We start from the raw sequence: 25,623 nt of genomic DNA, 5'->3' as shown, positions 1-25,623 counted from the left end.
TTCTGCGCGTTGTGACGTCGACCGAGTCGGTCAGGAGGGGAGCACCCGGGTCAGGTAGGGGACCATGTTGGAGGTGCGCGCCGGCGAGACCGCGACCGCGGGGCTGGTGCCCTCGATCATCTGGTTGTTGCCCAGGTACAGCGCGACGCTCTGGGTTCCGCCCGGGCCGTAGCACAGCAGGTCACCGGGGCGGGCTTGGGCGGGCGGGACCTTCTGGCCGACGCTGCACTGCTCGCCGGAGGTGCGCGGCATCCTGATGCCGGCACCGGCGAACGCGTACTGGATCAGGCCGGATGCGTCGAAACCGACAGTGGTGGTGTCGGGGATCTCCCCGGTGGGAGCCAGCGCCGTACCCGGCAGACCCGGGGTGACGCTGCCCGGCAGCAGGGGATTGCTGGGGGTGCTCGGGAGGCTGGCGCGGCCGGTGATGTCGGTCAAGGAGCTGCGGGTGGTGGCAGCGCGGGCTCGCGCGTTGTTGGTGGGCCCGTTGACGTCACCGCCGCCATAGACGAAGGGCACGCCGCGCTGCGACAGCGCGCGCTGGATCACCCGCTCGACGAGCTGGTTCTGACCGGTCTGTGACAGCGGGTCGGCGTAGGCAGGCGCGGCAGTCAGCACCGGGGCCAGGGCCGCCGCCAATGCGATCGCGGTAGTGCAGACGCGTTTCATCAGGAACAACCCCCTTCTCAGCCGATATTCACGGCAGTATCACTCGTCACTTCTGTCACAGAGACTACCGGCGTTTACGCGCCGTCAGCCGCCGCGGAGGAGAAATTGCGCAACCTGTGACCCAACGGTTACGCCGGTGGCCACTACTGTCGTCAGGCATGTCCGCGTTGAGTCCCGACCAGATCAGCGCCATCGACGCCGCACACCTGTGGCACCCATACAGCACGATCGGCGCCGAATCCCTGGCGCCGACGGTGGCGCTGGCCGCCCAGGGCGCCTACCTGACTTTGGTCGTCGACGATGCACCGGTCGACGTGCTCGATGCGATGAGTTCCTGGTGGACTGCGATCCACGGCCACGGCCACCCGCAGCTCGATGCCGCGCTCACGGCCCAGGTGGGCACGATGAGCCATGTCATGTTCGGCGGGCTCACCCACGAACCCGCGGCTCGGCTGGCCAAGCTGCTGGTGGACATCACCCCGGCCGGGCTGGACACGGTGTTCTTCTCCGACTCGGGGTCGGTGTCGGTGGAGGTCGCGGTCAAGATGGCGCTGCAGTACTGGCGCGCTCGCGGCCGCGGCGCCAAACACCGGTTGATGACCTGGCGCGGCGGCTACCACGGCGACACCTTCACCCCGATGAGCGTTTGCGACCCCGACGGGGGCATGCACTCGCTGTGGCGCGATGTCCTGGTGGCCCAGCTGTTCGCCCCGCAGGTACCCCGCGACTACGACCCGGCCTACAGCGCCGCGTTCGAGGCGCAGCTGGAGCAGCACCGCGAAGAGGTGGCGGCCGTGATCGTAGAGCCGGTGGTACAGGGCGCCGGCGGCATGCGCTTCCACGATCCGCGTTATCTGGCGGACCTGCGCGAGGCCTGCACCCGCCACGGCGTGCTGCTGATATTCGACGAGATCGCCACCGGCTTCGGCCGCACCGGTGAGCTCTTCGCCGCCGACCACGTGGGCGTCAGCCCCGACATCATGTGTGTCGGCAAGGCCATGACCGGCGGCTACCTCAGCCTGGCCGCCACGTTGTGCAGCACCGAGATCGCCCACACCATCAGCGGCGGCGAGGCCGGTGCACTGATGCACGGGCCGACGTTCATGGCCAACCCGCTGGCCTGTGCGGTCTCGGTCGCCAGCACCGAACTGTTGCTGCGCGGGGACTGGCGCGCATCGGTCGCCGAGATCGGCGCCGGGTTGACTGCCGGCTTAGAACCCGCGCGCGAGCTGCCCGGAGTCGCCGATGTCCGGGTCTGCGGTGCCATCGGAGTCATTGAATGCCGGGAGCCGGTGGACCTGGCTGTTGTCACCAAGGCCGCGCTGGATCACGGGGTGTGGCTGCGCCCGTTCCGCAACCTGATCTACGCGATGCCGCCCTACGTCTGTACCCCCGAGGAGATCGCCCGGATCGGCAGCGCGATGGTCGGCGCCGTGCATGCCTTAGCCTGAACAGTGTTCAAGTCGTCTCGAGACCGCACAGGGAGCGCCGCGTGACCCGCACCGATGTGTCGCCACTGGCCTGGTTGGCCGAGGTGGAGCAGCGGCGCCGTCAGGCCGGCCTGCGACGTTCCCTGCGGGTGCGGCCCGTCGTGGCCACCGAACTGGACCTGGCGTCCAACGACTACCTCGGCCTGGCGACGCACCCGGCCGTCATCGCCGGCGGTGTCGAGGCGCTGCAGACCTGGGGCGGCGGCGCCGGGGGATCGCGCCTGGTGACCGGCAACACCGAACTGCATCAGCAGTTCGAGCAGCAGTTGGCCGACTTCGTCGGCGCGCCAGCGGGTTTGGTGTTCTCCTCCGGTTACACCGCCAACCTCGGCGCGGTGGTGAGCCTGTCCGGCCCGGGGGCACTGCTGGTGTCCGACGCCTACTGTCACGCATCGCTGGTAGACGCCTGCCGGCTGTCGCGGGCGCGGGTTGTCGTCACTGAGCACCGTGACGTAGATGCGGTGGCCGCCGCACTGGCCGGCCGGACCGAGGAACGCGCCGTGGTACTCACCGAGTCGGTGTTCAGCACCGACGGCGCGCTGGCCCCGCTGCGGCAGCTACACGAGGTGTGCCGCCGGTACGGCGCGCTGCTGATCGTCGATGAGGCGCACGCGCTGGGCGTGCGTGGTGCCGGCGGCCGCGGACTGGTGCACGAGGTCGGGCTGGCCGGCGCGCCCGATGTGGTGATCACTACGACTTTGTCCAAAGCCCTGGGCAGTCAGGGCGGCGCGGTGTTGGGGCCCATCGAGGTTCGTGATCACCTCATCGACGCCGCCCGCACCTTCATCTTCGACACCGGTCTGGCGCCGGCGGCCCTGGGCGCCGCCTCGGCCGCGCTGGACGTGCTGGTCGCCGAGCCGTCCCGCGCCGCCGACGTATTGCGGCACGCCGGCGTGCTGGCGCAGATCTGCGGGCTGGGCCATCAGCCGGAATCGGCGGTCGTCTCGGTCATTCTCGGGGACGCGGAGACGGCGGTGGCCGCCGCGACCGCCTGCCTGGACGCCGGAGTCCGGGTCGGCTGCTTCCGGCCGCCCACCGTGCCGGCGGGCACGTCGCGGCTGCGGTTGACCGCGCGGGCTTCGCTGACCGCCGACGATCTGGAGCTGGCGCGACGGGTGCTGCGCGACGTGCTGCGCGACCATCCCGCCTCCTTGTCATGACCGTCCTGGTCATCACCGGCACCGGTACCGGGGTGGGCAAGACGATCGCCACCGCCGCGCTGGCCGGCGCTGCCCGGCAGGCGGGCCTGGACGTGGCGGTGTGCAAGCCGGTTCAGACCGGCACCGCCGACGGCGACGACGACCTGGCCGAAGTCGGCCGGCTGTCGGGGGTGAGCGAACTGTTCGCCGCTGCCCGCTACCCGGCGCCGCTGGCCCCGGCGGCCGCGGCCGAGCAGGCCGGGATGACGCTGCCGACCCGCGCAGACCTGCTGGGCATGATCCGCACCGCCGACCGGCCGGGCCGACTGACCCTCGTGGAGGGCGCCGGTGGCCTGCTGGTCGAGTTGGCCGCCGACGGCGTCACCCTGCGCGATCTGGCCGTCGACCTTGATGCTCCCGTGCTCGTGGTGGTCGATGCCGAACTGGGCACCCTCAATCACACCGCACTGACCCTGGAATCGCTTGCCGGACAAGGGTTGTCGTGCGCCGGATTGGTGATCGGCAGCTGGCCGGCGCAGCCCGGCCCGGCTGCCACCAGCAATCGCGGGGCGCTGGCCCGGCAGGCGCCGGTACGCGCCGTGCTGCCGGCGGGAGCCGGCGCGCTGGGCGGCGCGGAGTTCGCCGCGATGAGTACCGCGGCGTTCGACACCGATTGGGTGCGCACCCTGGCGGGGTAGCAATGGTGCACTCGATCGAGCTGGTCTTCGACGCCGACACCGAGACCAAGGTCCGGCGGATCTGGACTGATCTGGCCGCGGCCGAAGTGCCCAGCCAGGCCCCGGCCGCTCGACCGCACGTCACCCTGGTGGTCGCCCAGCGCATCGATCCGCAGGTCGACGCCGCACTGGCCACCTTTGTCGACCAGCTGCCGATCGACTGCACGCTTGGCGCGACGCTGATCTTCGGCCGCTCGCACGGGGTGCTGGCACGGCTGGTGGTGCCGACGGTGCCGCTGCTGGAGCTGCACGAGCAGGTCTACCGGTTATGCGCACCCCACCTGATACCCGGCCCGTTGGCCAACGTGGCGCCCGGCCAGTGGACGGCGCACACCACGCTGGCCCGCCGGGTCGGTCCGGCCCAGTTGGGCCGGGCCCAGCGCATCGCCGGCCGCTCCGACATCACCGGGCGATTTGTCGGGCTGCGCCGCTGGGATGGCAACGCGCGCACCGAGTATCTACTCATCTGACGGAGAGACCGGCCCGCATCGTCAGACCGTCGATCAGCAATCCCAGCCCGAATGCGAATGCGCTGCTCGGGTCGGCTTCGGGCGTGATCTCGGCAGCCCCGGCGGCGTCCCACTGCAGGCGGGACTGTTCGTCGGCGGTGAACCCCAAGACGTAGTAGACGACGGTGCGGGCGACCTGCCCGGCCTGATCCGGGTGCACGCCTGCCGCCGTCGCCGACTCCGCAAGCAGGGCCCGGATGTCGGTGGCCGCCTGGGACTGGCCCGCCGCCATGCTCGCCGACACCAGTTCGGCGCCGTCGGTGTGCGACAGCAGCGCATCGCGCAGGCGTTCACCTACGGCCTGGATCCGCCACTGCCAGCTGCCCGGCCCGGGGTCTGTGCAGGCGGGCGCCAAGACGCGGTCGGCGACCGCACCCAGCAGCTGCTGCTTATTGGCGAAATGCCAGTACAGCGCGCTGGGGCTGACATTGAGCTCGCGCGCCAGCCGGCGCATCGACAGATCGGCGATGCCGTAGTCGTCCAGGATGGTGGTCGCCGCGGCGACCACGTCAGGTTTGTGCAGCTGCACCCCGCTACCCTAACCTGAACACCGTTCAAGTCTTGAGGGGAGCACGCGTGACCGACGACATCCTGGCGCTGGCGCGGGAACAGGTACTGGAGCGCGGCGAAGCGTTGCGGCGGGATCAGGTTCTCGAAGTGCTGCAGCTGCCCGACGACCGCCTCGATGAGCTGCTGGCGTTGGCCCACGAGGTACGGATGCGCTGGTGCGGTCCGGAGATCGAGGTCGAGGGCATCATCAGCCTGAAAACCGGTGGCTGCCCGGAGGATTGCCACTTCTGTTCGCAGTCGGGACTGTTCTCCTCACCCGTGCGCAGCGCGTGGCTGGACATCCCCAGCCTGGTCGAGGCGGCCAAGCAGACCGCCAAGACCGGCGCCACCGAGTTCTGCATCGTCGCCGCGGTGCGCGGGCCCGATGAGCGGCTGCTGGCCCAGGTCGCCGCGGGCATCGAAGCGATCCGCAACGAGGTCGACATCCAGATCGCCTGTTCGCTGGGCATGCTGACCCAGGAGCAGGTGGACAAGCTGGCTGCCATGGGCGTGCATCGCTACAACCACAACCTGGAGACCGCCCGATCGCATTTCCCCAACGTCGTCACCACCCACACCTGGGAAGAGCGGTGGGAGACCCTGCGGATGGTGGCCGAAGCCGGCATGGAGGTCTGCTCCGGCGGCATTCTCGGCATGGGCGAGACGCTGGAGCAGCGTGCGGAGTTCGCCGCCGATCTGGCTGAGCTGAACCCCGACGAGGTTCCGCTGAACTTCCTCAACCCGCGCCCGGGCACCCCGTTCGGTGACCTGGAGGTGCTGCCGGCCGCCGACGCACTGCGGGCCGTCGCCGCGTTCCGGCTGGCGCTGCCGCGCACCATGCTGCGCTTCGCGGGCGGCCGGGAGATCACACTGGGCGACCTGGGCGCCAAGCAGGGCATCCTGGGCGGCATCAACGCCATCATCGTCGGCAACTACCTGACCACCTTGGGCCGGCCGGCCGAGACCGACCTGGAACTGCTCGACGACCTGCAGATGCCGATCAAGGCACTCAACGCCACCCTGTGATGGTTCGCGACCTGCCCGTTCCGGTGGGAGCCGGTGTCTACAACGTCTACACCGGCGTACAGATCGACGACCCTGCCGGCGCATCGCTGCCCACCGCGGCCCAGTTGGGCCTGGAACCGCCGCGATTCTGCGCCTCCTGCGGGCGCCGGATGATGGTGCAGGTCCGCCCGGACGGTTGGTGGGCCAAGTGTTCACGGCACGGCCTGGTCGATTCGACCGACCTGGACACCCAACGGTGACGACGCCCGGCGCCCCGCGGATCACGCGCGGCCGCGCGTACCTGATCGTCGCGGCCGGATTGGCCGTGGTCGGCCTGCCGGTCGGCGCCTTGTGGGCGTGGGTCGCCCCGCCGATCAACGGGGTGGTGGCACTGACGCGCAGCGGCGAACGGGTGCAGGCCTATCTGGGCAACGAGGCCGAACACTTCTTCATCGCGCCGTTTCTGCTGCTCGGTCTGTTGAGCGTGGTGGCGGTGGTGGCCGCCACTCTGGCCTGGCAGTGGCGGGCGCATCGGGGGCCGGGAATGATCGTCGGCCTGTTGGTGGGTCTGAGTGCCGGGGCAGCGCTGGCGGTACTGACCGGCACCGTCTTGGTACAGCGCCGCTACGGCACTATCGACGTCGATGCCGCACCGGTGAGCCCCGACCACCGGGTGCACTACGTCGCCGAGGGGCCACCGGTGTTCTTCGGACACACGCCGCTGCAGATCGCGGCCTCGCTGCTGTTGCCCGCCGCCACCGCGGTGCTGGTGTATGGCATGTGCGCCACCTGGAGCACTCGCGATGACCTCGGCGGCTATCCGCCAGAACCGGTGCGGCGACCGCAGCCTGCCGTCACAGCGGAAGGCGTCGCACTGCCCCGCCGGTGATGACCCGGCCCGCGACCACACCCAGGCGCAACAGCCCGAGGTAGGTCTTGGGGTTCAGCAACGCCGGCCAGGCGCTGCTCACCGGTGTCTGCGGCAACGGCCGATTGGCAAACCGGTCCCGCAACCAGTCCAGCACCATCGGTGCCGACAGTGGATGCAGTGTCACGTGCTCGCTGAGCAGATCGCGGTGATAGGTGATCCGCACGCCGCCGGCTGCGTAGGTGTCGGCAAGGGTGTCGATGTCGTCGACGGAAATCACCTGGTCGTGGATGGCCTGCAGCATCAGCACCGGAACAGCCGGGATCTCGGCGCCGAGGCGGGTGTCGTCGAAAACATGCTGGACGACGGGGTGTTCGATCAGTTGCTCCAGCGGCTGGTCGATGAAGGTGTCCAGGGCGCGGTGGTGCAGGCGCAGCACCGCGGTCGCGGTGGTGACCGCCTCCAGGGAGTGCAGTAGCGCACGGCCTTCGACGGTGGCGTGCTCCTCGACCACTTTGTCGAGTTCGGGATACACCCGGGCCAGCGCGGAGATCATGATGGCCGGCAGGCCGGACCAGAACGAGCCGTTGAGTCGCTGCAGGGTGTTGCCTAAATCGCCCACTGGTGAGCCCAGCGCGGCGCCGACGATGTTGAGGTCGGGCGCGTAGTCGCCGCAGACCTGAGCCGCCCACGCCGTGGACAGGCCGCCGCCGGAATAGCCCCACAGGCCCACGGGGGCGTCGGGGGACAGCTCCAGCTGTTCGGTGCCCAGCGCGGCCCGCAGCGCGTCGAGTACGTAGTAGCCGGGTTCCTCCGGTGCCCCCCAGTGGCCGAAGCGGCCCTCGTGGTCGGGAATCGACACCGCCCACCCCTGGGACAGGATGGCTGCGATCAGCACGAACTCGAGCTGGGTGAATGATCCGTGCGCCCGAGCACGGCGGCGCAGCGCGAAAGACGGGAAACACCGACCGTCCACCGCGTCGATCGCGCACTGGTAGGACACGATCGGACACGGCCGGGTCCGGTCCCGGTCGGTGGGCACCACCACGGTGGTCACCGACACCTGTGGGACGTTGTTGCGGTCGACGGTGCGGTAGAGCAGCTGGGTGGCCTGCAGTTGCTGCGGGATCAGGCCCAAAAAGGCCAGCTCAACGTCGCGAGAGCGGAGAACGGTGCCGGCCACCGCGTGCTGGAAGCCGGCCGGCGGCTCATAGAACGGATCCTCGGCCACCGGCAAGGGGCGTTCGCCCGATCGCAACGGCTGGTGCGGGGCCTGCCCGATCCACTCGACAGATGTTTCGCGGGCCAGACTGTCGACGTCCATCCCGGCATTGTTACTTAAGAAGGCGTTAAGATTCCAGTCGACTCACCCGGGCGGGCGCAACGCGGCGAATTCGTCGGTGACGCGAAGTTCGGAATCGGTGAATCGATATCGGGCCGCCGGACGGCCGCCGCTTCGCCCCGAACGGGCGGTGGTACCGGTGCGGGTGATCACCCCACGGCGCACCAACACCCGCTGCAGATTGGTCGCGTCGACCTGGTAGCCCAACACGACGCTGTAGATGTCGCGGAGCGTCGACAGGATGAATTCCGTTGGCGCCAAGCCGAATCCAATGTTCGTGTACGACATTTTGGCGACCAGGCGGCTGTGTGCGTGCGCCACCATCGGGCCGTGATCGAACGCCATCGGCGGCAAGTCGTCGACCGGATGCCAGTGGGTGTCACTCGGTAGTTCCGGATCGGCGGGGGAGGGCACCAAGCCCAGAAACGTCGAGGCGATGGTGCGCACGTCGGGCACCCGGCCCGGGTCGGAAAACACAGCCAGCTGCTCAAGGTGGGCGATCTCACGTAGATCGACCTTTTCGGCCAGCTGGCGACGGGCCGATGCCGTGACATCCTCGTCATTGCGCAGCAGGCCACCGGGCAGTGACCAGCGCCCCGACTGCGGTTCGCGTGCGCGTTCCCACAGCAGCACGTTGAGTCGGGGACGGCGCTGGTCAAGCCCGCCAACCTGGAAGACCACGGTGAGCACTTCGTGCGCGGTGCTAGTATGGACCACGTTTTCGATTATAAGTCGAAAACCTGTTTTGAGAAGGAGTCACTCATGACCACCCTCACCGACAGCGGTGTTCAGGCAAGCAGCCTGGCCGACCGCATCGTGAACTCGCCGGCCGGCTACAGCGGTATCGAACCCGACGAGGAGTGGGTGGCCGAGGTTCTCCGGCTCAAGAAGGAACGCAACGCGACGATCCTCGCCCACAACTACCAACTGCCGGCGATCCAAGACATCGCCGACCACGTCGGAGACTCCCTGGCGCTGGCCCGGATCGCGGCCACCGCCGACGAGGACACCATCGTGTTCTGCGGTGTGCACTTCATGGCCGAGACGGCCAAGATCCTGTCCCCGGACAAGACCGTGCTGCTGCCCGACACCCGGGCGGGCTGTTCGCTGGCCGACTCGATCACCGCCGAGGAACTGCAGGCCTGGCGCGACGAATACCCCGACGCGGTCGTGGTGTCGTACGTGAACACCACCGCGGCGGTCAAGGCGCTGACCGACTACTGCTGCACCTCCTCGAATGCCGTCGATGTGGTCAACGCGATCGATCCGGACCGCGAGGTGCTGTTCCTGCCTGACCAGTTCCTGGGCCAGCACGTCAAGCGGGTCACCGGCCGCGACAACATCCACATCTGGGCCGGCGAATGCCACGTACACGCCGCTATCAACGGCGACGAGCTCGCGGAGAAGGCGCGGGCCAACCCCGACGCCGAACTTTTCGTGCATCCCGAGTGCGGCTGCGCCACGTCGTCGCTGTACCTGGTCGGCGAGGGCCATTTCCCCGAGGAGCAGGTCAAGATCCTGTCCACAGGCGGGATGCTTGAGGAGGCCGCGCGCACCGGGGCCCGCAAGGTGCTGGTCGCCACCGAGATCGGCATGATCCATCAGCTGCGCAAGGCTGCCCCGCAGGTCGACTTCGAGGCCGTCAACCGCAAGGCGGCCTGCAAGTACATGAAGATGATCACCCCGGCGGCCCTGCTGCGCAGCCTGACCGAGGGCGCCGACGAGATCCACGTCGACCCCGAGACGGCGCGCCTGGCCGCCCGCAGCGTGCAGCGGATGATCTCGATCGGACACTCCGTCCCGGTCAGCAAGTGACCCCTGGTCCCAGCTGGCAGCAGCGGGCCGATGTCGTCGTCATCGGCACGGGTGTCGGCGGGCTGGCGGCAGCGCGGGCCGCGCACCGCGCCGGGCGCGCGGTCGTGGTACTGAGCAAATCCGCTGCGGGCTCGGCGGCAACGGCGACGCACTACGCCCAGGGCGGGATCGCGGTGGTCCTGCCGGGCAATGACGACTCGGTGGCGGCACACGTCGCCGACACCCTGGCCGCCGGCGGCGGCTTGTGCGACCGAGACGCAGTGACCTCGATCGTGGCCGACGGCTATCGCGCGGTCTCCGACCTTGCCGGCGCGGGCGCGGTGTTCGACCAGGGCGCGGACGGGAACTGGGCGCTCACTCGCGAAGGCGGACACTCCCGGCGTCGCATCATTCACGCCGGCGGCGACGCCACCGGAGCCGAGGTGCAACGTGCCCTGGACCAGGCCGCCGCCGAACTCGATGTTCGCTGCGGCCAGGTGGTGCTGCAGATCCTGCGTGACGCCGATCGCGTCACCGGCGTGCTGGTGGCCAATGCCGACGGAATCGGCGTGATCCACACCCCGTCGGTGGTGCTGGCGACCGGCGGTCTGGGGCACCTGTACCGGGCGACCACCAATCCGGGTGGGGCGACCGGCGACGGCGTGGCCCTGGCGCTGTGGGCCGGCGTCACGGTCAGCGACCTGGAATTCATCCAGTTCCATCCGACCATGCTGTTCTCCGGAGCCGGCAACGGCAGCGCCACCGGCGGGCGACGGCCGCTGATCACCGAAGCCGTGCGCGGGGAAGGCGCCAAGCTGATCGACGCCCGCGGAGCCTCGATCACCGAAGGGGTGCACCCGATGGGGGATTTGGCTCCGCGCGACGTGGTCGCGGGGGCTATCGACGCGCGCCTGCGCGAGAGCGGCGACGAGTGCGCATATCTCGACGCGCGCGGGATCGACGGTTTCGCAGAACGCTTTCCGACCGTCACCGCAGCCTGCCGCAACGCCGGTATCGACCCTGTGCGCCAACCGATTCCGGTGGTTCCGGGTGCGCACTACAGCTGTGGTGGCGTGATCACCGACGTGACCGGACGCACCGAGTTGCCCGGCCTGTTCGCCGCCGGCGAGGTGGCACGAACCGGGATGCACGGCGCCAACCGATTGGCTTCCAACAGCCTGCTGGAAGGCTTGGTGGTCGGTGACCGCGCGGGCGCCGCGGCTGCGGCACACGCCGCCGCGGTGGGTCAGTCCGACGCCGCGGTACCCGAGCCTGCCCGGCACACGGCACTGGACCGGCAGACACTGCAGGACGCGATGTCGCGCTACGCCTCGGTGGTCCGCGACGCGCACGGTCTCACCCGACTGCAGGAGCTGCTGGCCGGCGCCGGTAAACGCCAGGTCACCGACCGGGCCGGCGTCGAGGACGCCGCACTGACCTTGGCCGCCCGGGTCGTCGCGGCGGCGGCGTCGGCGCGCGGCGAAAGCCGAGGCTGCCACCACCGGGCCGACTGGCCGGCCGCTGACCCCGGTCAGGCCCGCAGTTCCACCATCCGGCTGCGCGACGGGATTGTCGCGCTCGACACACCCGCGGGAGTCGCATCGTGATGCTGTCCGAGACCGAACTCGACGAGGCGCGCCAGGTCATCGCCCGCGCGCTCGATGAGGATCTGCGCTACGGGCCCGATGTCACCACCGCCGCGACGGTTCCCGCCGGGGTGACCGCCGAAGCGGCCATGGTCACTCGGGCGCCCGGGGTGATCGCCGGGGTCGACCTGGCGCTCCTGGTGCTCGACGAGGTCCTCGGATCCGACGGCTACCAGGTGTTGGACAAGGTGGCCGACGGCGCCCGGCTGCCGGCCGGTGCACCGGTGCTGCGCCTGAAGGCCGACACCCGTGGCCTGCTGACCGCCGAACGCACCATGCTCAACCTGGTGTGCCACCTGTCCGGGATCGCTACGGCCACCGCGGCCTGGGTCGATGCCGTCAACGGAATCGCCGGCGCGTCGGCGCGCATCCGCGATACCCGCAAGACGCTGCCCGGACTGCGGGTGCTGCAGAAGTACGCGGTACGCGTCGGCGGTGGGGTGAATCATCGAATGGGCCTGGGCGACGCCGCTCTGATCAAGGACAACCATGTGGCCGCGGCGGGTTCGGTCGCCGCGGCGCTGCGGGCAGTGCGGGCGGCAGCGCCCGACGTGCCCTGCGAGGTCGAAGTGGATTCGCTCGAGCAGTTCGACGAGGTGCTCGCCGAGGGGCCCGAGCTGGTGCTGTTGGACAACTTCGAGGTCTGGCAGACCCAGATGGCGGTGCAGCGGCGCGACTCCCGCGCACCCGGTGTACTGCTGGAGTCATCGGGCGGACTCACCCTGGACTGCGCCGGCGCCTACGCCGCCACCGGAGTCGACTACCTGGCCGTGGGAGGCCTTACCCATTCGGTGCAGGTGCTCGACATCGGCTTAGACATGTAGGACATGTAGCGCCGGTGTCAGCTGATATCGGTGACGAGCACCGCCACTTTGCGGTTCTGCACCCGCAGCAGGAATGGCAGCGAGCTGTCACCCGAGCCGGCCGGCAGGATCCGCGGGTTGACCACATGCAGCTGTCGGCGGGACAGCTGGACATCGGCCTCGCCGGCGGCCACCACGTTCTTGACCCAGTCGGTCTTGCCGTGACCGAGCGCGATCGCCAGCATGTTGCCCTTGCGGTAGGTGGTCACCACCGTCTGGTACGCCTTGCCGGACTTACGCCCCCGATGGGTGATCACCGACGTGCCCGGAATGAACTTGGACAGCGGTTTGACCACCGGGTTCACATACTTGATCTGCAGGCGATCCACCCAAGCGGGGAACACCGCCGGCAGCGTGGATGGGTCAGCGGCACCCTTGTCGGAAGCCATGGCAACTCCGTTCTTCATGGGGCGGGGCGGGAACGTCGGCGATCGGTATTCGTCGACGTCACACTGCGCACCACCCTAGCCGCGAGCCGGCGCACGGCGGGTCACGCTGGCGCTGCGATATTGACTTGAGCCCCTCTGGGACAATGGACCGTGTGAACACCGGCCTGATGGCACGCATCGACCTGCGCGGCACCGAACAGTCGGACCTATCCAAGGCCGAGTTGCGGGCCGCCCTGCCGCGCGGCGGTGTGGACGTGGAGGCGGTGCTGCCAAAGGTGCGCCCGATCGTCGAGGCGATCGCCGAACGTGGGGCCGCCGCAGCGTTGGAGTTCGGCGAATCGTTCGACCGGATCCGACCGGACACGATCCGGGTGCCGGATGCGGCGCTGGAGCGCGCGCTGGCCGAATTGGACCCCGCCGTACGCGCCGCCCTGGAGGTGGCGATCAGCCGCGCCCGGGCGGTCCACTCCGATCAGCGGCGCACCGACACCACCACCACGCTGGCCCCAGGCGCCACCGTCACCGAACGCTGGCTTCCGGTCGAGCGGGTGGGCCTATACGTGCCGGGCGGTAACGCGGTCTACCCGTCCAGCGTGGTGATGAACGTCGTCCCGGCCCAGATCGCCGGTGTCGAGTCCCTGGTGATCGCCAGCCCGCCCCAGGCCGCCTTTGCCGGTCTGCCGCACCCGACGATTCTGGCCGCAGCCCGACTGCTCGGTGTCGACGAGGTCTGGGCGGTCGGCGGTGCACAGGCGGTGGCGTTGCTGGCCTACGGCGGCACCGACACCGATGGCGGCGAGCTGGCACCGGTCGACATGGTCACCGGCCCCGGCAACATCTACGTCACCGCCGCCAAGCGGTTGTGCCGCTCTCAGGTGGGGATCGACGCCGAAGCCGGGCCCACCGAGATCGCCATCCTCGCGGACAACACCGCGCACCCGGCGCATCTGGCCGCGGACCTGATCAGTCAGGCCGAGCACGATGAGATGGCCGCCAGCGTGCTGGTCACCACCAGCGCCGAGTTGGCCGATGCCACCGACCGCGAGGTGGCTGCCCAGCTGCAGACCACCGTGCACCGCGAGCGGGTGACCACGGCACTGTCTGGGCCACAGTCGGCGATCGTCCTCGTCGATGATCTGGACGCCGGTATCCGCGTGGTGAACGCCTACGCCGCTGAGCACCTGGAGATCCAGACCGCCGATGCCGCGGCCGTGGCGACGCGAATCCGTTCGGCCGGTGCGATTTTCGTCGGACCGTACGCACCGGTCAGCCTCGGTGACTACTGCGCCGGGTCCAACCACGTGCTGCCCACCGCGGGCAGTGCGCGGCACTCCAGTGGACTGTCGGTACAGACGTTCCTGCGCGGCATCCACGTCGTGGACTACACCGAGGCCGCACTCAAAGATGTCAGCGGACACGTGATCGCGCTGGCGACGGCCGAAGATCTTCCCTCACACGGCGAAGCGGTTCGACGGAGGTTCGAGCAGTGAGCGGCACACCAGCACGCCCGGGCGCGCAGATCACCCTGGCGGATCTGCCGCTGCGCGATGATCTACGCGGCAAGTCGCCCTATGGTGCGCCGCAGCTGGAAGTTCCGGTGCGGCTCAACACCAATGAGAATCCGCACCCGCCGAGCCAGGCGCTCATCGACGACGTGGCACGTTCGGTACGTGAGGCCGCCGCCGAGCTGCACCGCTATCCCGATCGCGATGCGGTGGCGCTGCGCACCGATCTGGCCGCCTATCTGACGGCCCAGACCGGCGTTGAGGTGGGGCCGGACAATGTGTGGGCCGCCAACGGTTCCAATGAGATCCTGCAGCAGTTGCTGCAGGCATTCGGTGGCCCGGGCCGCAGCGCGATCGGATTCGTTCCGTCGTACTCGATGCACCCGATCATCTCCGACGGCACCCAGACGCGGTGGCTGGCCGCTAACCGGACCTCGGACTTCGGGCTGGACGTCGAGGTGGCCCGCGCCGCCATCGCCGAGCACCACCCCGACGTGGTGTTCGTCGCGTCCCCGAACAACCCGTCCGGACAGAGCATTCCGCTGCAGGATCTGCGGAGCCTGCTCGAAGCGTCGCCGGGGATCGTGATCGTCGACGAGGCCTATGGCGAGTTCTCGTCGCAGCCCAGCGCGATCGCGTTGATCGATGACTACCCGGCGAAGCTGATCGTCAGCCGCACGATGAGCAAGGCGTTCGCGTTCGCCGGCGGTCGGCTCGGCTACCTGATCGCGGCCCCGGCGGTGATCGATGCGATGTTGCTGGTTCGCCTTCCGTACCACCTGTCAGTGGTCACCCAGGCCGCCGCTCGCGCCGCACTCCGGCACGCCGACGACACCCTGGGCAGCGTCGCGCAGTTGATCGCCGAACGGGACCGCGTCTCAACTGAGCTGTCCGCCATGGGATTTCGGGTCATTCCCAGCGACGCCAACTTCGTGCTGTTCGGCCAGTTCGCCGACGCGCCCGCAACCTGGCAGCGCTACCTGGATGCTGGCATCCTCATCCGCGATGTCGGCATCCCGGGCTACCTGCGGGCAACCACCGGACTTCCGGAGGAGAACGACGCACTGCTCTCCGCCAGCAAGCAGCTTGCGGCCACCGAACTCGCCCAACCGCTATTAGGAGAATCATGACCCGCCGCGCCCGGGTGCAACGCGCTACCCGCGAATCCGACATCACGGTCGAACTCGACCTGGACGGCACCGGCATCGTTGACATCGAGACCGGCGTGCCGTTCTTCGATCACATGCTGACGGCATTGGGCAGTCACGCCAGTTTCGATCTGACGGTGCGTGCCCGCGGCGACGTCGAGATCGAAGCCCACCACACCGTCGAAGACACCGCGATCGTGCTCGGGCAGGCGCTGGGCGAGGCGCTCGGCGACAAGAAGGGCATTCGCCGATTCGGCGACGCGTTCATCCCGATGGACGAGACGCTGGCCCACGCCGCCGTCGACGTCTCCGGCCGGCCGTACTGCGTGCACACCGGGGAGCCGGATCACATGATGCACACCACCATTGCTGGAACACAGGCGCCGTATCACACGGTGATCAACCGGCACGTGTTCGAGACGCTGGCGTCGAACGCACGCATCGCACTGCACGTGCGGGTGCTCTACGGACGCGATCCGCACCACATCACCGAGGCCGAGTACAAGGCCGTCGCTCGTGCGCTGCGCCAGGCGGTGGAGCCCGACCCGCGCGTGACCGGCGTGCCGTCCACCAAGGGAGCCCTGTGAGCGGCTCTCCCAGGGTGGTGATCCTGGACTACGGTTCCGGGAACCTGCGCTCCGCCCAGCGAGCCCTGCAGCGGGTCGGTGCCCAGGTCGAGGTGACCGCCGACGCCGACGCTGCCGCCGATGCCGACGGTCTGCTGGTGCCGGGTGTCGGGGCGTACGCGGCGTGCATGGCCGGGCTGCGCCAGGTCAACGGCGACAAGATCATCGCCGAACGAGTGCAGGCCGGCCGCCCGGTACTCGGAGTGTGTGTCGGGATGCAGATCCTGTTCGCCCACGGAGTCGAATTCGGGGTGGACACCGTCGGCTGCGGCCAGTGGCCGGGTGCGGTCACCCGGCTGGACGCCCCGGTGATCCCGCACATGGGGTGGAACGTCGTCGACGCCGCACCCGCCAGCACACTGTTTGCCGGCTTGGATGCCGACACCCGGTTCTATTTCGTGCACTCGTACGCTGCGCAGCGCTGGGAAGGCCGTCCGGAGGCTTTGGTGACCTGGGCGACTCATCAGGTACCGTTCGTGGCGGCTGTCGAGGATGGGCCGTTGGCCGCCACCCAGTTTCACCCCGAGAAGAGCGGGGATGCCGGGGCGACGCTGTTGAGCAATTGGGTGGAGGCACTGTGAGTACGTCTGTGAGCAATGCGTTGATTCTGCTGCCCGCCGTCGATGTGGTGGACGGCAGGGCGGTGCGTCTGGTGCAGGGCAAAGCCGGCAGCGAGACCGAGTACGGATCGGCGCTGGACGCCGCGCTGGGCTGGCAGCGTGACGGTGCGGAATGGATCCACCTGGTGGACCTCGATGCCGCCTTCGGCCGTGGCTCCAACCGCGAGCTGCTCGCTGATGTGGTGGGCCGCCTTGACGTCAAGGTGGAGCTGTCCGGTGGGATCCGTGACGATGAGTCGCTCAAGGCGGCGCTGGCGACCGGCTGCGCCCGGGTGAACCTGGGCACCGCGGCGTTGGAGAACCCGCAGTGGTGCGCGCGTGCCATCGCCGAATACGGCGAGAAGGTGGCGGTCGGGCTGGATGTGCAGATCGACCCCAGCCACCCCGAAGGTGCCCACCGGCTGCGGGGCCGCGGCTGGGAGACCGACGGTGGCGACCTGTGGCCGGTGCTGGAACGTCTTGACCGGGAAGGCTGTTCGCGCTACGTGGTCACCGATGTGACCAAGGACGGCACGCTGGGCGGGCCCAACCTTGAGCTGCTGGGTGCGGTCGCTGACCGCACCGACGCCCCGGTGATCGCCTCGGGCGGTGTGTCGAGCCTCGATGACCTGCGGGCGATCGCCACGCTGGTGGACCGGGGCGTGGAGGGCGCGATCGTCGGAAAGGCCCTGTATGCGGGCCGGTTCACTCTTCCCGAGGCGCTGTCCACGGTGCGGGGCTAGGCTCGGCATGGCGCTGGACACCGCGGATCTTCAGGCGCTGGTAGCGACCGCGTCGGAGATTCTCGATGTCGCGGCGGAGCCGTTCCTGGCCGGCCACCGCGCCGACTCGGCTGTCCGCAAGGGCGGCAACGACTTCGCCACCGAGGTCGACCTGGCCCTGGAACGGCAGATCACCGAGGCCCTGGTGTCCGCCACCGGAATCGGGGTGCACGGTGAGGAATTCGGCGGCCCCCCGATCGATTCCCCGCTGGTCTGGGTGCTTGACCCCATCGACGGGACTTTCAACTATGCGGCGGGATCGCCGATGGCTGCCATGCTGCTCGGACTGCTGTGCGACGGCGAACCGGTCGCTGGGCTGACGTGGCTGCCGTTCGCCGGCCAGCGCTACACCGCCTTTGCCGGTGGTCCGCTGATCCGCAACGGGGTACCCCAGCCGCGGCTGGAGGCCGCCGACCTGGCCCACTCCCTGGTGGGGATCGGCACCTTCAACGTGGAGTGGCGAGGCAGACTGCCCGGTCGTTACCGGCTCGCAGTGCTCGAAGGCCTGACCCGAGTGACCTCACGGACCCGGATGCACGGCGCCACCGGGATCGACCTGGCCTACGTCGCAGACGGAACGCTTGGCGCTGCAATCAGTTTCGGCGACCACATCTGGGACCACGCCGCCGGAGTGGCCATGGTGCGGGCAGCCGGCGGTGTCGTCTCCGATCTGTCCGGGGCCCCTTGGACGGCACGATCGGAATCGACGCTGGTCGCCGCACCGGGCGTACACGAACAGATCGTGGACATCCTCAAGCAAGTCGGCGCATCGGGGGACTACTGATCATGGACGCAGAAGAGGCGAAGCTGGGACCGATGGATAAGCGCAGCGATGTGGCGGTACGGGTCATTCCGTGTCTGGACGTCGACGGCGGCCGGGTTGTCAAGGGCGTCAACTTCGCGAACCTGCGCGATGCCGGAGACCCGGTCGAGTTGGCCGCGGCCTATGACGCCGAGGGAGCCGATGAGCTGACCTTCCTCGATGTCACGGCGTCGTCATCGGGCCGTGCCACCATGCTTGAGGTGGTGGCACGCACCGCCGATCAGGTCTTCATTCCGCTCACCGTGGGTGGCGGGGTGCGCACGGTAGCCGACGTCGACGTACTGCTGCGGGCCGGCGCGGACAAGGTGTCGGTGAACACCGCCGCCATCGCCCGCCCGGAACTGTTGGGGGAACTGTCCCGCCAGTTCGGTTCGCAGTGCATCGTGCTCTCGGTCGACGCCCGTACGGTCCCCGCCGGTTCGGCACCGACCGCCTCCGGATGGGAGGTCACCACCCACGGCGGCCGGCAGGGAACGGGCATTGATGCCGTCGAATGGGCGGTCCGGGGCGTCGAACTCGGCGTGGGGGAGATCCTGCTGAATTCGATGGATGCCGACGGGACCAAGGCGGGATTCGATCTGGCCATGCTGCGCGCGGTGCGCGCCGCGGTGAGCGTGCCGGTGATTGCCAGCGGGGGAGCCGGTGCGGCTGAGCATTTCGCACCCGCGGTGGCCGCGGGTGCCGATGCGGTTTTGGCCGCCAGTGTGTTTCATTTCCGGGAGCTGACCATCGGCCAGGTGAAGGCCGCGATGTCGGCTGAGGGGATTGTGGTGCGATGAGGAGGGGCAGCGGACGATGACACAACTGGATCCGGCTATCGCTGCCCGGCTCAAGCGCAATACCGACGGGTTGTTTGCCGCGGTGGTTCAGGAACAGGGCAGCGGCGACGTGCTCATGGTCGCCTGGATGGACGACGATGCGCTGGCCCGCACGCTGGAAACCCGCGAGGCTACCTATTTTTCGCGCTCGCGCAACGAGCAGTGGATCAAGGGTGCGACGTCCGGCCACACGCAGTACGTCCATTCGGTGCGCGTGGACTGCGACGGCGACACCGTTCTGCTGACGGTCGATCAGACCGGGGGCGCCTGCCACACCGGCGACCACAGCTGCTTCGACGCTGACTTGCTGCTGGGGCCCGCGGACTGAGTGGCCGATAGCCTCCTCGCGGCATTCATTGGTCGCACGCAGATACTTAGGTAGGCAATAAAAATGCACCTGTCTAGTGCGTCACGGAACTATAAGAATTGACGATTCACATCGGTTCACCCAGATTCGCCCCGCCTCCTTGCAATGCCCAGCTAGGGATGAAGAAAATGCTTGGCACGCCGCCGGCAGTACGAGCCGGAACCATCATTCACCAATCTGGCGGCGACCCTCAAACGCGTTGCACCGCCGCCGGAAGGCCTGCCGTTGACTGACTAAATCAGTTAATGTCACTGTGATCTCACCGCAAACCCATAGGGCTACAAAGACTTACGTGACAGTGTTTGAAGATCCTTCCCCCGCGTCAATTTCTAGATATATAGTGTCCCCGTGACGGCGGACCAAGCGAAGATCATGAGCCAACGCGTGGACGTCCAGGCTGCCGCCATCTACGCGCGGATTTCTGCAGACATGGAACGGCTCAATTATCGGCACTCCGAGGCCCAAGAGCAGGAGCTCTCGGAGCTGTATGCACTGATCCACCGCAGCGAGTCACGGATTGCCACGCTGGGCGATCAAGTGGACAAGTCCAGGCACGAGCTCGCCTCCACCTCGGCGCAATACAACGAACTCGCACGGGCCATCCCCGGCGATATTTCAAATCTGAGTGATCAATTGACCTCGATCCTGTCGTCGGCGGCCGCGGAAGCAGACCGGATTCGCAATGACGCTCATGACCGTGCCGCTGAGATCGTCGCCGAGGCGCAGCGGGAACATGAGACGGTTGTCGCGCTGCGCACCTGCCTCGAGGAGCAGGCCGGCCAGGTGGAGGCAGGTTTTGCCAGTCTGCGAGAGCAGGCCAGCCAGGAAGCCGCCGACATCGTTCGTGAGGCTGAGAGGACCGCGGCGGAACTGCTGGCCCAGGTTCGGCTTGATATCGAAGCGCAACAGACCGCGGCCCAGGCCAAACTGCAGGAGCTGATAAAGGTTCGCTCGATCATCACCGAGCAACTGCGGGACTTTTACGTCAAGTTCAACGAGCTGGACCAAGCTGCCGAGCCGACCGGGCAGGGACGGGCAGTCACCGTAGCCTCGCACCGGGTTCGCGGCTCAGATGGGGACGATCCCTGGGGCAGCAGGTTTCAGCAACTTCTCCCGACCAACCGGCTCACCCCGACCGCCCCCGACCAACAGCTCACCGACGAGACAGACCTTGCTTAGGAGCCCGCGATGACTACAGCGATTTCCGCATACGAGCCAAAACTTCCCACCTTCACCACACAGCTCCGCGGTCTGGATAGAAATCAAGTTACGGAGTACATCCAGCGGCTGAACGAAGAACTCGAAGCACTGCAAGGGCGCATCCCCGCACTGGAAGAGCAGCTTTCCGAGGCGCAGCGCGATCTTGCCAGTGCCGACGACGATCGGACTCGACTGCGTAGTGAGATTGAGGCGCTGCGCGGGGACATTGCCCGGTTGTCTGGCCCGATCGATTCGGTAGAGGGCATGTCCGACCGAATCGCACGGATGATGCGGGTTGCCTCCGATGAGGCGCGGCGCACCAAGGCAATGGCGGAAGAAGAGGCCGAGGCCCTCACCCGTCACCTGCGCGACGAGCTGGAGGCGGCACGCCAGGACCGTGCCGCGGCCAGCGCCGCGTTGGCCGAACTCCAGGAATCGACCTCGCTGCGCCGCGAGCAGATCCTGACCGAGGCCAAAGCCGAGGCCGAAGAGCTGCTGTCCGCCGCGCAGGCTGAGTGCGCTCGCCTGATCAGTGAAACCGAGGAAGCCGAGCGCGCCCGCCGCGAGTCAGCGCAGCGTCTCGCTGACGAGGACGAGCGGCGTCGCCGTGAGAGCGAGCGCCGTAGACGTGAGAGTGAACGCGAGCTTTCCAAGCAGGTGAGTGCGGCGTGGGAGCAGGCGCAGACCCAGATCGCCAACACCGAGAAGGACAGCCGGCTCAAAGCGGCGGCTCTGATCGCCACCGCAGAGCGTGAAGCCAAGCTGATCATGGAGCGCACGGACGCCGAGGTTATGCAGCTGATTCACGTGCGCGGGGACGTGGTCGGTGCACTCAGCGAGATCCAGAGCCGGATCGAATCCGCCATTCGCCGCGACCGGATGAGCGTGGTCAAGCGATCAGACTCGGAGCAGGCCTGAGCCTTGCTGCTGGGCAAATCTGGCGATGTGGTTCGCGGCGATTCCAGCAGCCGCATCCGAAGGCTGGAACAGCCCCTGAATGAGCCGCTACCAGCAAATGAAGTGACTTAGCTATGGCGTTTATTATTTGCAGCTTATCAAGGGGTCCTGGCGTTCCTCCAACTCGCTGAGCAAATAAAGTCCGTGATACCGTCCGCCGATGCCCGACCTGCCCTACTTTGACCTCCTGATCGACGATCGACCCTCCCGTGGCGAACTGAGCCAACTGTGGGAGGACCAGGTGCACTGGGGCTATTGGGAGACCCCCAGCAGCGCCGATGGCACCCTGGCCGACTACATCGCGGCCATGGAGCGGATGAACGGAGTGCTCCTGGAGGCCGGAGGGGTTGCCGACGGGCAAAGGCTGCTGGATGTCGGCTGTGGATTCGGCGGGACCATCCGACAGATCAATGCGACGCATTCCGACATGGATCTCACTGGCGTAAATATCGACCCGCGCCAGCTTGCTGCCGCTACAGCGGTGAGCACACCTGCCGCCGGCAACACCATCTCCTGGTTCGAAGCTGACGCCTGCCAGTTGCCGTTCGAGGACAACTCTTTTGATCGAATCCTGGCAGTCGAATGCATCTTCCACTTTCCGTCTCGGGAAAAGTTCCTCGTGGAGGCCGCGCGGGTACTCAAGCCGGGCGGCTACCTCGCCGTGTCGGACTTCGTGCCGATCGCGATGTTCTTCGGCAAGACTCCGATCTGGATGGCGATCCGCAGTCGGATCGCCAAGTCCTACGGGACGCTCGGCAGTGTCCCGCTGCGGTCCTACCAGACCATGGGCACGCGCTCCGGACTACGCCTCGAGTCCTCGCGCAACATCCGGAAGCAGACGTTGCCGACATACCCGTTCCTGCTGAAATTCTTCCGCGCGCACGAATCAGCGGAAATCCGCAAGACCATGGTTGTCGGTACCCGCTGGATGAACCGGTTGTCTCGGCTCGGACTTCTTCAGTACCAGGTCTACACGTTCCGCAAGCCCGAATGACCCTCTGTCACTAGGCGGTCCGTCGCGCGCGCAGCACCTCCAGCGCCTTGTCGGCATGGGCGTCCATGGAGAACTCACTGGCGATCACGTCCAGTACCGTGCGATCGGTGTCGATGACGAAGGTTGTCCGCTTCACCGGGATCAGCCGGCCCAGCATGCCGCGCTTGACGCCGAACTGAGTGGCCACCGAACCCTCGGTGTCGGAGAGTAAGGGATAGTCGAAACCCTGCTGGTCTGCGAATTTGGCCTGCTTGGCCACCGCGTCGGCGCTGATGCCGACCCGGGTGGCCCCGACGGCGGCGAACTCGCCGGCCAGGTCGCGGAAGTGGCAGGCCTCTTTGGTGCAGCCAGGCGTCATGGCCGCCGGGTAGAAGAACAGCACCACCGGCCCCCCGGACAGCAGTTCGCTGAGTCGGCGCGGGGTCCCGGTCTGGTCGGGGAGCTCGAAGTCGGCCACGGTGTCACCGGTTTTCATGGCGGCCAGGCTACTCCGGCAACGGACGTGGTGGCGGTGATAGGGCTGAGCGTGCCCCCGACGCTGGTTCTGGGAAGATGTGGGCGTGCAAACCACGAGCACTTCTAGGGCCGGGGTCACCTCCCGGGAGGACTTCCGGGCACTGGCGGCTGAGCACCGGGTGGTCCCGGTGACTCGCAAGGTACTGGCCGACGCCGAGACGCCGCTGTCGGCATACCGCAAGCTGGCGGCCAACCGCCCCGGCACGTTCCTACTGGAGTCCGCCGAGAACGGGCGATCGTGGTCACGATGGTCGTTCATCGGCGCCGGCACCACGTCGGCGTTGACGGTGCGCGAAGGCAACGCGGTGTGGCTCGGCACGGCCCCTCAGGGCGCGCCCACCGGGGGAGACCCGCTCCAGGCCCTGCGTGACACGCTGACCCTGCTGGAGACGGCTGCCATCCCAGGCCTGCCGCCGCTGTCGAGTGGTCTGGTGGGCTTTTTCACCTACGACATGGTGCGGAGGCTGGAGCGCCTGCCGGAGCTGGCCGTTGACGACTTGGCGCTCCCCGACATGCTGTTGCTGCTGGCCACCGACATGGCCGCCGTCGACCATCACGAGGGCACCATCACCCTGATCGCCAATGCGGTGAACTGGAACGGCACCGGCGAACGCGTCGATGACGCCTACGACGACGCAATCGCGCGGCTGGACGTGATGACCGCGGCGCTGGCGCAGCCGCTGGAGTCCAGTGTGGCCACCTTCGAGCGACCCGCACCGGTCTACCGCGAGCAGCGCACCCCCGAGGAGTACGGGGAGATCGTCGAGCGGCTGGTCGGTGAGATCGAGGCCGGTGAGGCCTTCCAGGTGGTTCCCTCGCAGCGTTTCGAGATGACGACGTCGGCAGACCCGCTCGATGTCTACCGAATGCTGCGGGTGTCCAATCCGAGCCCCTACATGTACCTGTTGCAGGTCCCCGACGACGCCGGCGATCTGGCGTTTTCGATTGTGGGCTCCAGCCCCGAGGCGTTGGTGACCGTTCAGGACGGTCGCGCCACCACGCACCCGATCGCGGGAACCCGGTGGCGGGGTGCCACCGAGGAGGAAGACCAGCTGTTGGCCAAGGATCTGCTGAACGACGAGAAGGAGATCGCCGAGCACCTCATGCTGGTCGACCTGGGCCGAAACGACCTGGGCCGGGTATGCATTCCAGGCACTGTGCGGGTCTCCGATTACAGCCACATCGAGCGCTACAGCCACGTCATGCACTTGGTCTCCACCGTCACCGGCGAGCTTGCCCAGGACCGCAGCGCACTGGATGCGGTAACGGCGTGCTTTCCGGCCGGCACCTTGTCCGGGGCGCCCAAAGTACGTGCGATGGAACTGATCGAGGAGGTCGAGAAGACCCGTCGCGGCCTCTACGGCGGCGTCGTGGGCTATCTGGACTTCGCCGGCAACGCCGACTTCGCAATCGCTATCCGCACCGCTCTGATGCGCGATGAGACGGCGTATGTCCAGGCCGGTGGCGGCGTCGTCGCCGATTCCAACGGCCCCTACGAATACACCGAGGCCTCCAACAAGGCCCGCGCAGTGCTGGCGGCGATCGCGGCCGCTGAATCGCTGTTGCCGCCGGGGACCGATGGCTGAGGACGAAGGCCGTCCTCACAACCGCGCGTTGCGGGCGGCTCAGCTGCTGCTGGTGGCGGCCGCCGGCGGCCTCTGGGGCGCGTCGCGCCTGCCCTGGGTGCTGATCGACTCGTCCGACGGGCTTGGGCAGCCCAAACAGATCACGGTCAGCGGGGCGCAGTGGTCGACGGCGCTGGTGCCCCTGGCACTGCTGTGTCTGGCTGCCGCTGTGGCCGCCATGGCGGTGCGCGGCTGGCAGATGCGGGTGTTGGCGGTGGTCCTGGCCGTGGTGAGCCTGGCGAGCGGCTATCTGGCCATCAGCGTATGTGTGGTCCGCGATGTCACGTTGCGGGCCCTGGACATCGCCGAGGTCCCGCTGACCTCGCTGCTGAGCACACAGCGCCATCTCACCGGAGCGGTGGTGAGCCTCGCAGCAGCACTGTGCACACTGGCCGCGGCGGTCCTGTTGATGCGTACAGCCACCCACCACGCTGTCGCCGTCACCAGATACGCCGCACCCGCGGCGCGCCGCGCGCAGGCGCAGCAACTCGCCCTCGGGGGCGAGGGTGACCCGGAGATCTCGGAGCGAATGATGTGGGACGCCCTTGATGAGGGCCACGACCCTACCGGGGAACCCGATGACCGGGCTTGCGGCCCGGACGGCGAGGGCCGGTGACACCGCGGGCAGCGACGGTCGTTACCCTTCGATAAAGGTCTTCGACG

General features: G+C 68.1%; 29 protein-coding genes. 23 read left to right on the top strand and 6 right to left on the bottom strand.

The features are described 5' to 3' along the window. Positions 1 to 30 precede the first annotated feature (30 nt). On the bottom strand, positions 31 to 669 hold the full coding sequence (ripD, locus tag RCP37_RS11200; protein ID WP_308486896.1) for an NlpC/P60 family peptidoglycan-binding protein RipD: 639 nt from the start codon (positions 667 to 669) through the stop codon (positions 31 to 33). 158 nt (positions 670 to 827) lie between these two features. Between ripD and RCP37_RS11195 the strand changes: the two genes are divergently transcribed. Genes RCP37_RS11195 through RCP37_RS11180 form a run of 4 tightly spaced genes read left to right on the top strand, consistent with a single transcriptional unit; the run spans position 828 to position 4,505 of the window. Then, on the top strand, positions 828 to 2,120 hold the full coding sequence (locus tag RCP37_RS11195; protein WP_308486895.1) for an adenosylmethionine--8-amino-7-oxononanoate transaminase: 1,293 nt from the start codon (positions 828 to 830) through the stop codon (positions 2,118 to 2,120). 41 nt (positions 2,121 to 2,161) lie between these two features. Further along, positions 2,162 to 3,319: an 8-amino-7-oxononanoate synthase gene (locus tag RCP37_RS11190; RefSeq protein WP_308486894.1), complete on the top strand. Its 1,158-nt coding sequence runs from the start codon at positions 2,162 to 2,164 to the stop codon at positions 3,317 to 3,319. Then, positions 3,316 to 3,996 carry a dethiobiotin synthase gene (bioD, locus tag RCP37_RS11185; protein WP_308486893.1) on the top strand — a complete coding sequence of 227 codons (681 nt, stop codon included), beginning with the start codon at positions 3,316 to 3,318 and terminating at the stop codon, positions 3,994 to 3,996. Before RCP37_RS11190 ends, bioD begins: the two co-directional genes overlap by 4 nt. Before the next feature lie 2 nt (positions 3,997 to 3,998). Continuing rightward, positions 3,999 to 4,505 carry a 2'-5' RNA ligase family protein gene (locus tag RCP37_RS11180; RefSeq protein WP_308486892.1) on the top strand — a complete coding sequence of 169 codons (507 nt, stop codon included), beginning with the start codon at positions 3,999 to 4,001 and terminating at the stop codon, positions 4,503 to 4,505. On the opposite strand, the gene RCP37_RS11175 is transcribed toward RCP37_RS11180, so the two are convergent. Beyond that, a complete protein-coding gene (locus RCP37_RS11175; protein WP_308486891.1) occupies positions 4,498 to 5,073 on the bottom strand; it encodes a TetR/AcrR family transcriptional regulator C-terminal domain-containing protein in 576 nt (191 codons plus the stop codon). The genes RCP37_RS11180 and RCP37_RS11175 overlap by 8 nt on opposite strands. Before the next feature lie 47 nt (positions 5,074 to 5,120). On the opposite strand from RCP37_RS11175, the gene bioB reads away from it, so the two are divergent. Genes bioB through RCP37_RS11160 form a run of 3 tightly spaced genes read left to right on the top strand, consistent with a single transcriptional unit; the run spans position 5,121 to position 6,987 of the window. Beyond that, entirely contained in the window at positions 5,121 to 6,119 is a 999-nt protein-coding gene (gene bioB, locus RCP37_RS11170) for a biotin synthase BioB (protein ID WP_024443119.1), read from the top strand. Continuing rightward, positions 6,119 to 6,358: a biotin synthase auxiliary protein BsaP gene (gene bsaP / locus RCP37_RS11165; RefSeq protein WP_192830542.1), complete on the top strand. Its 240-nt coding sequence runs from the start codon at positions 6,119 to 6,121 to the stop codon at positions 6,356 to 6,358. The genes bioB and bsaP overlap by 1 nt, the downstream gene beginning before the upstream one ends. Next, positions 6,355 to 6,987, top strand: a complete 633-nt coding sequence (locus RCP37_RS11160) for a DUF2567 domain-containing protein (protein WP_308486890.1) — start codon at positions 6,355 to 6,357, stop codon at positions 6,985 to 6,987. Before bsaP ends, RCP37_RS11160 begins: the two co-directional genes overlap by 4 nt. On the opposite strand, the gene RCP37_RS11155 is transcribed toward RCP37_RS11160, so the two are convergent. Then, positions 6,953 to 8,290: a lipase family protein gene (locus tag RCP37_RS11155; protein WP_308486889.1), complete on the bottom strand. Its 1,338-nt coding sequence runs from the start codon at positions 8,288 to 8,290 to the stop codon at positions 6,953 to 6,955. The genes RCP37_RS11160 and RCP37_RS11155 overlap by 35 nt on opposite strands. 42 nt (positions 8,291 to 8,332) lie before the next feature. Continuing rightward, positions 8,333 to 9,025, bottom strand: coding sequence for an NUDIX hydrolase (locus RCP37_RS11150; protein WP_308486888.1), 693 nt, complete (start codon positions 9,023 to 9,025; stop codon positions 8,333 to 8,335). A gap of 45 nt (positions 9,026 to 9,070) precedes the next feature. On the opposite strand from RCP37_RS11150, the gene nadA reads away from it, so the two are divergent. The 3 genes from nadA to nadC are packed head-to-tail and all read left to right on the top strand — an operon-like array spanning position 9,071 to position 12,572. Beyond that, complete coding sequence (gene nadA / locus RCP37_RS11145; protein WP_308486887.1) at positions 9,071 to 10,123, top strand: quinolinate synthase NadA; 1,053 nt, start codon at positions 9,071 to 9,073, stop codon at positions 10,121 to 10,123. Continuing rightward, complete coding sequence (locus RCP37_RS11140) at positions 10,120 to 11,709, top strand: L-aspartate oxidase (protein ID WP_308486886.1); 1,590 nt, start codon at positions 10,120 to 10,122, stop codon at positions 11,707 to 11,709. Before nadA ends, RCP37_RS11140 begins: the two co-directional genes overlap by 4 nt. Beyond that, the gene (gene nadC / locus RCP37_RS11135; protein ID WP_308487041.1) at positions 11,709 to 12,572 is read left to right on the top strand and encodes a carboxylating nicotinate-nucleotide diphosphorylase; all 864 of its coding nucleotides are present in this window, start codon (positions 11,709 to 11,711) and stop codon (positions 12,570 to 12,572) included. Before RCP37_RS11140 ends, nadC begins: the two co-directional genes overlap by 1 nt. Positions 12,573 to 12,589: 17 nt before the next feature. On the opposite strand, the gene RCP37_RS11130 is transcribed toward nadC, so the two are convergent. Next, complete coding sequence (locus RCP37_RS11130; RefSeq protein ID WP_308486885.1) at positions 12,590 to 13,000, bottom strand: nitroreductase family deazaflavin-dependent oxidoreductase; 411 nt, start codon at positions 12,998 to 13,000, stop codon at positions 12,590 to 12,592. Between the two features lie 167 nt (positions 13,001 to 13,167). Here RCP37_RS11130 and hisD point away from each other — a divergent pair, with 167 nt between their 5' ends. From hisD to RCP37_RS11075, 11 genes are all read left to right on the top strand, one after another. Further along, positions 13,168 to 14,490, top strand: a complete 1,323-nt coding sequence (hisD, locus tag RCP37_RS11125; RefSeq protein WP_373693177.1) for a histidinol dehydrogenase — start codon at positions 13,168 to 13,170, stop codon at positions 14,488 to 14,490. Then, complete coding sequence (locus RCP37_RS11120; RefSeq protein ID WP_308486883.1) at positions 14,487 to 15,635, top strand: histidinol-phosphate transaminase; 1,149 nt, start codon at positions 14,487 to 14,489, stop codon at positions 15,633 to 15,635. Before hisD ends, RCP37_RS11120 begins: the two co-directional genes overlap by 4 nt. Then, a complete protein-coding gene (gene hisB / locus RCP37_RS11115; RefSeq protein ID WP_046286258.1) occupies positions 15,632 to 16,240 on the top strand; it encodes an imidazoleglycerol-phosphate dehydratase HisB in 609 nt (202 codons plus the stop codon). Before RCP37_RS11120 ends, hisB begins: the two co-directional genes overlap by 4 nt. Further along, the gene (gene hisH / locus RCP37_RS11110) at positions 16,237 to 16,860 is read left to right on the top strand and encodes an imidazole glycerol phosphate synthase subunit HisH (protein WP_308486882.1); all 624 of its coding nucleotides are present in this window, start codon (positions 16,237 to 16,239) and stop codon (positions 16,858 to 16,860) included. Before hisB ends, hisH begins: the two co-directional genes overlap by 4 nt. Further along, entirely contained in the window at positions 16,857 to 17,621 is a 765-nt protein-coding gene (gene priA, locus RCP37_RS11105) for a bifunctional 1-(5-phosphoribosyl)-5-((5-phosphoribosylamino)methylideneamino)imidazole-4-carboxamide isomerase/phosphoribosylanthranilate isomerase PriA (RefSeq protein ID WP_370759842.1), read from the top strand. Before hisH ends, priA begins: the two co-directional genes overlap by 4 nt. Before the next feature lie 7 nt (positions 17,622 to 17,628). Continuing rightward, the gene (locus RCP37_RS11100) at positions 17,629 to 18,444 is read left to right on the top strand and encodes an inositol monophosphatase family protein (protein ID WP_308486881.1); all 816 of its coding nucleotides are present in this window, start codon (positions 17,629 to 17,631) and stop codon (positions 18,442 to 18,444) included. Between the two features lie 32 nt (positions 18,445 to 18,476). Further along, entirely contained in the window at positions 18,477 to 19,262 is a 786-nt protein-coding gene (hisF, locus tag RCP37_RS11095) for an imidazole glycerol phosphate synthase subunit HisF (protein ID WP_308487040.1), read from the top strand. 16 nt (positions 19,263 to 19,278) lie between these two features. Further along, positions 19,279 to 19,629, top strand: a complete 351-nt coding sequence (hisI, locus tag RCP37_RS11090; protein ID WP_308486880.1) for a phosphoribosyl-AMP cyclohydrolase — start codon at positions 19,279 to 19,281, stop codon at positions 19,627 to 19,629. Between the two features lie 387 nt (positions 19,630 to 20,016). Then, a complete protein-coding gene (locus RCP37_RS11085) occupies positions 20,017 to 20,847 on the top strand; it encodes a hypothetical protein (RefSeq protein ID WP_308486879.1) in 831 nt (276 codons plus the stop codon). 9 nt (positions 20,848 to 20,856) lie between these two features. Then, entirely contained in the window at positions 20,857 to 21,786 is a 930-nt protein-coding gene (locus RCP37_RS11080) for a coiled-coil domain-containing protein (protein WP_308486878.1), read from the top strand. 199 nt (positions 21,787 to 21,985) lie between these two features. Next, entirely contained in the window at positions 21,986 to 22,819 is an 834-nt protein-coding gene (locus tag RCP37_RS11075) for a class I SAM-dependent methyltransferase (protein ID WP_308486877.1), read from the top strand. 10 nt (positions 22,820 to 22,829) lie between these two features. Here the strand turns inward: RCP37_RS11075 and RCP37_RS11070 are convergent, their stop codons facing one another. Further along, entirely contained in the window at positions 22,830 to 23,294 is a 465-nt protein-coding gene (locus RCP37_RS11070) for a peroxiredoxin (protein WP_308486876.1), read from the bottom strand. Positions 23,295 to 23,379: 85 nt separating this feature from the next. On the opposite strand from RCP37_RS11070, the gene RCP37_RS11065 reads away from it, so the two are divergent. Together RCP37_RS11065 and RCP37_RS11060 are read left to right on the top strand one after the other, a co-directional pair. Continuing rightward, positions 23,380 to 24,921, top strand: coding sequence for an anthranilate synthase component I (locus RCP37_RS11065; RefSeq protein WP_308486875.1), 1,542 nt, complete (start codon positions 23,380 to 23,382; stop codon positions 24,919 to 24,921). After that, the gene (locus RCP37_RS11060; protein WP_308486874.1) at positions 24,914 to 25,576 is read left to right on the top strand and encodes a TIGR02234 family membrane protein; all 663 of its coding nucleotides are present in this window, start codon (positions 24,914 to 24,916) and stop codon (positions 25,574 to 25,576) included. The genes RCP37_RS11065 and RCP37_RS11060 overlap by 8 nt, the downstream gene beginning before the upstream one ends. Positions 25,577 to 25,623 lie beyond the last annotated feature (47 nt).

It is taken from the genome of Mycolicibacter sp. MU0102 (assembly GCF_963378105.1).
Taxonomy (GTDB): domain Bacteria; phylum Actinomycetota; class Actinomycetes; order Mycobacteriales; family Mycobacteriaceae; genus Mycobacterium; species Mycobacterium holstebronense.
This window is presented reverse-complemented; position numbering and strand designations above follow the sequence as displayed.